This window comes from Sphingomonas bacterium, from assembly GCF_903643035.1.
In the GTDB taxonomy this organism is placed as follows: Bacteria; Pseudomonadota; Alphaproteobacteria; order Sphingomonadales; family Sphingomonadaceae; genus Sphingomonas.
Window position 1 is genome coordinate 1 of record NZ_CAHJWW010000232.1, and the last position, 4,431, is coordinate 4,431.

The 4,431-nt window shown below is 69.9% G+C and carries 4 protein-coding genes; 1 reads left to right on the plus strand and 3 read right to left on the minus strand.

The annotated features are described in order from the left end of the window. Positions 1 to 274, minus strand: a 274-nt coding sequence (locus HUV01_RS15350) for an ATP-binding cassette domain-containing protein (RefSeq protein ID WP_174298593.1), incomplete at its 3' end; no start/stop codon positions are given. Between the two features lie 243 nt (positions 275 to 517). Here HUV01_RS15350 and HUV01_RS12660 point away from each other — a divergent pair. Continuing rightward, entirely contained in the window at positions 518 to 2,281 is a 1,764-nt protein-coding gene (locus tag HUV01_RS12660) for an aspartyl protease family protein (protein ID WP_254606622.1), read from the plus strand. Between the two features lie 70 nt (positions 2,282 to 2,351). On the opposite strand, the gene HUV01_RS12665 is transcribed toward HUV01_RS12660, so the two are convergent. Further along, entirely contained in the window at positions 2,352 to 3,290 is a 939-nt protein-coding gene (locus HUV01_RS12665; RefSeq protein ID WP_174298595.1) for a phosphotransferase family protein, read from the minus strand. A gap of 99 nt (positions 3,291 to 3,389) precedes the next feature. After that, the gene (locus HUV01_RS12670; protein ID WP_174298596.1) at positions 3,390 to 4,250 is read right to left on the minus strand and encodes a YsnF/AvaK domain-containing protein; all 861 of its coding nucleotides are present in this window, start codon (positions 4,248 to 4,250) and stop codon (positions 3,390 to 3,392) included. Between the last annotated feature and the right edge of the window lie 181 nt (positions 4,251 to 4,431).

Sequence of the window (4,431 nt, forward strand, 5' to 3'; positions counted from 1 at the left end):
CGGGCAGTCCCGCCGCCTGCAGCATGACCCCCATCCGCGCCCGTGCCGCCGGGCGCGACGGGTCGAGCCCGAACAGCCGCGCCTCGCCCGCGTCCGGGCGCAGCCGCCCGGTCAGCAGGCCGACGGCCGTCGTCTTGCCCGCGCCATTGGGTCCGAGCAGCGCGGTCACCTCGCCCGCGCGGATCGCGAGATCGAGCCGGTCGAGCACCGGCTTGCCGCCCAGTCGTTTCGATGCGGCGGCGAGCGTCGCCACCGCGGCCAGATCCTGCGTCATCGCCCCGCTCCTGATGTCCGGGAAGAACCGTCGCACGCTCCGCGACGCAGGCTCAGTGCCGCGCGTCACCGCGCGGGCATGACAGATATCATATCCGCGTGGCACGGGCCGATCCGTCGCCTCGCGATCGGCCGGTGCCCGCGTCGGACCCGCGCGCCGCCATACGGGCGATCGTGACCCTTGCGCCGCGTCGCGGCTCCGATATTCTCGACAGCCGAGGCCGAAGGACGGGGACGGGGACGCATGCGCGGGTTGGCGAAGGCTTGGTCCGGGGTCCTGGGATTGCTGGGCCTGATGACGGCAGGCCCAGCCGTCGCCGCGTGCACGGTCGCCAGGGCCATCGACCTGCCGGTGACGCTGGTCGGCGAGCGCGCGATGGTGGCGGCCAGGTTCGGTCCGCACGACGCGCGTTTCATCGTCGACAGCGGCGCCTTCTACAGCACCCTGTCCCAGGCTTCCGCCGCCGGGTTCGGCCTGTCGAGCGAACCTGCGCCCGCGTGGTTCCGGCTTCGCGGGATCAATGGCGATGCATCGGTGTCGATCACGAAGGCGAAGGATTTCTCGCTCGCCGGCATCCGGATCCCCGCCGCCGACTTCATCGTCGGCGGCAGCGATACGGGAAGCGCGGGGCTGCTCGGCCAGAACATCCTCGGCCTTGCGGATACCGAATATGATTTCCCCCACGGCGCGGTGCGGCTGATGCGGGTCGAGGGATGCGGCAAGGTGGCGCTCGCCTACTGGTCGGCGGGCAGGCCCTTTTCCACCATCCCGCTCGAGCGCGGCGGCGACGGACCATGGAAACCGCACACCATCGGCACCGTGCTGGTCAACGGCGTCAGGATGCGGGCCGTGTTCGATTCAGGGGCGCAGAGCACGATGATGACGCTCGCCGCGGCAAGGCGTGCGGGCGTCACCCCGGCCAGTCCCGGCGTGACGTCGGTCGGGTACGACACCGGTCTCGGCTCGAAACGGATCGCGGCCTGGATCGCGCCGTTCGACAGGATCGACCTGGGCGGAGAGATCGTGTCGCGACCCAGGTTCCGGATCGCCGACATTCAGCTCGATGCTGACATGCTGGTCGGGTTCGACTTCTTCCTGACCCACCGCATGTTCGTCTCGAACGCGAACCACCAGCTCTACATGACATATGAGGGCGGGCCGGTGTTCGGGCTGACGCCGACCGGCGCGCGGACCGGAACGGGCGAGAAGCTCGATCTGACCGACAGGGCGGCCGACCCGACCGATGCCGAAGGGTTCGGCCGGCGCGGGACCGTGCTCATGTCGAAGCACAGGTTCGCCGAAGGGCTCGCCGACCTCGACAGGGCCGTGACGATGGCGCCGAACGAGGGCCGTTACGTCTATCTTCGTGCCCAGGCCCGGCTCGCCAACGGCCAGCCCGCGCTCGCGGCCGCCGATCTCGACAGGGCCGCGACGCTGATGCCCGACGACCCCGACGTGCGCCTCTCGCGCGCGCGGCTGCGCTTCACGAACCACGATCCCGACGGCGCGATGGACGACGTCAAGGCCGCGGACCGCATCCTGCCGTCCGGCTCCGATCGCCGGTTGCTGATCGCCGGCCTCTACGACGGCCTCGACCGGCCCGAGCCGGCGATCGCCAATTACGACGCGTGGCTGAAGATGCACGGCGAGGACGCCGATCGCGCCAGCGCCTACAACGGCCGATGCTGGGCTCGCGCGCTGCTGAACCGCGACCTCGACCGCGCGCTGTCCGACTGCAACACCGCCCTGAAGCTGCACCCCGGTGATGCGAGCTATCTCGACAGCCGCGCGCTGGTGCAGCTTCGCCGCGGCAGGCTGGATGCGGCGCTCGCCGACTATGACGCGGCGGTGAAGGCGAACCCGCGCAGCGCCTGGTCGCTGTACGCCCGCGCCATCGCCGAGAAGCACGCGGGCAGGAACGACGCGGCGGAGACCGACCGCAAGGCGGCGCTGGCGATCGATCCGGCGGTCGGGAAGAGGGCGATGCTCTACGGGCTGGAGATCTGACGTATCCCGATGGGGCGCCGTTCCCAGCCCATGCCATCCGGCGGACATCGACACCGCGGCGTGACCCGGACTATCCCGCTCTGGAGGAAGCCGGGGACACTCTGGTCGATGGCTCGGCCAGCAGGCCCGCGAGGGCTGCCGACTGCGTGTGGATCGTGTCGGCGCAACCATCATCGGCGATCGTCTCGAACAGGCGATCGATCCGGTAGCGGACGAAATGGTTCCGCGAGCGGGCGAGCAGCGTCGGATCGGCATCTGCCTGGCCATAGGCGGCGGCGGCGCGGGTCGCGGCACGCGCGCCGTACTCCCAGAAGCCGAGGAAATCATGCGCGGGATCCCCGAGGGCGACGTCGCCGAAGTCGATGATGCCGGTCAGACGGCCGGCATGCCGGTCCACCAGCAGGTGATCGCCGACCAGATCGCCGTGGACGACGACCTCGCGGGGAGCCCGGTCGTCCCGGTAGCGCCGCAGGAAGTCCTCGATCGAAGCGATCAGCGTCGGCACGCGCTCCACCAGCAGGGGCAGGCGGATCCGCCGAAGCCGATCGGCGAACTGGTTCGGCGACCACATCCGGGGCCAGACCTCCACCGGCCCGATCGATCGGGGATCGATCGCATGCAATGACGTCAGCAACGTCACGGCATCCCCGATCGCATCGTCGGCCCTGTCGGCCGACAGCGCGGCGAACCTCGACGGGGTCAGCGGCACGCCCGGAAGCAGCAGATAGCTCGCGAAGCTGCCGTCCGGAGCCACGATGTCATAGTCCGGCACCGGGATCCGCCCGGCCCGCCCGAGATCCCGGAGGATCGCGATCTCGAGATCGAGACCATGCCTGCCGGGACGGGGAAAACGAAACGCGCGCCGCTCGTCGACGATCAGGAGGAGGTGATCGCCGCCATCCTGATCCAGCCTGAACCGGGATCCGGCCAGGTCCGGGAACGCGCGCCGGACGCGTGCCCACAGCTGCCGCAGGAGAATGCGATCATCCCCCGCGTCGACTTCACCCATCGGCGGTAAGGAAGAGGACGCGGCATCGAGATACATGTTCCGCATCCTGCGACGGCTGGTGGACGCCGTACGGGACCTGCCCGCACGGCGCTCCTCCGATCAGCGCCTGTTGGCGGGATCGATCGAGGTGCCGCCCGAGCGACCGGCGTCCTCCTCGATCTCGACGTCGGTGCGGCGCACCGTGTCATCGATCTGCTCGACCCGCTCGCCGCTGGTCTTCGAGACGACCACCTCCTCGACGACGCGCGCGGTCTTGCCGACCACGGCTTCCTCGCCGGTCGCGGTCATGTCGATCGTGCGCTCGCGGAACGCGTCGTCGGCGTCGGTCAGCGGCCGGTCGACGGCGCGGCGCTGCACGCTGATCTTCTCGTCACGCAGCCTGATCTGCTCGTGGACGGGCGTCTCGGTGACATAGGAGCGCACCCGCGCACCGCCGCGATCGACCTCGCGCTTCCCGACGACGAGCTGCTCCTCGACGATCGGCACCACCTGCTCGCCGGTAGCGTTGGTGTCCGCATAGCCGAGACCGGTATCGGCGGAGGAAGCCTCACTGCCATAGGCATAGGCGGCGCTGCCGGCTCCGGCAGCGGCACCGGGAGCGTTCCAGCCCGACTGGCGCCACTGGTCCGAACGCTCGTCGATGTCGACGGTGTCGGCCTCCTCCAGCACCTTGACCGCCTGGTCGACATGCTCCTCGCCGACATCGGCGGTCAGCAGGAAACCGCCGCGGCGGACACCCTCCTCGTAGGCGTGACGGTCGTCGTCGGGAAGAAAGGCGTTCTGGACCGAGGCCCACATGCCGACGTCTGCATGGGTGGAGCTCTTGTCCGCGCTGTAGCCCTCGCTCGACTGGTCGTGGATACGGATATGACCGGCATCGACATTGGAGGCCTTCAACCGCGCTTCGGCGGCTTCGGCATCGGGTCGCTTGTCGAACAGGGCGGTGATGGTACGGGTCATGGGTCTTCTCCTGGGGTAACGGGGGGATGGGGTTACTTGGCGGTGACGACCAGTTCGGTGCGGCGGTTCTGGAACTGCCCGCTCGCGGTCTGGTTGCTGGCGACGGGATTGCTGTCGCCGCCGCTGGTGGTGGCGATGCGGCCCGCGGCGATGCCCGCGCCGGTCAGCGCGGCGCCCACGG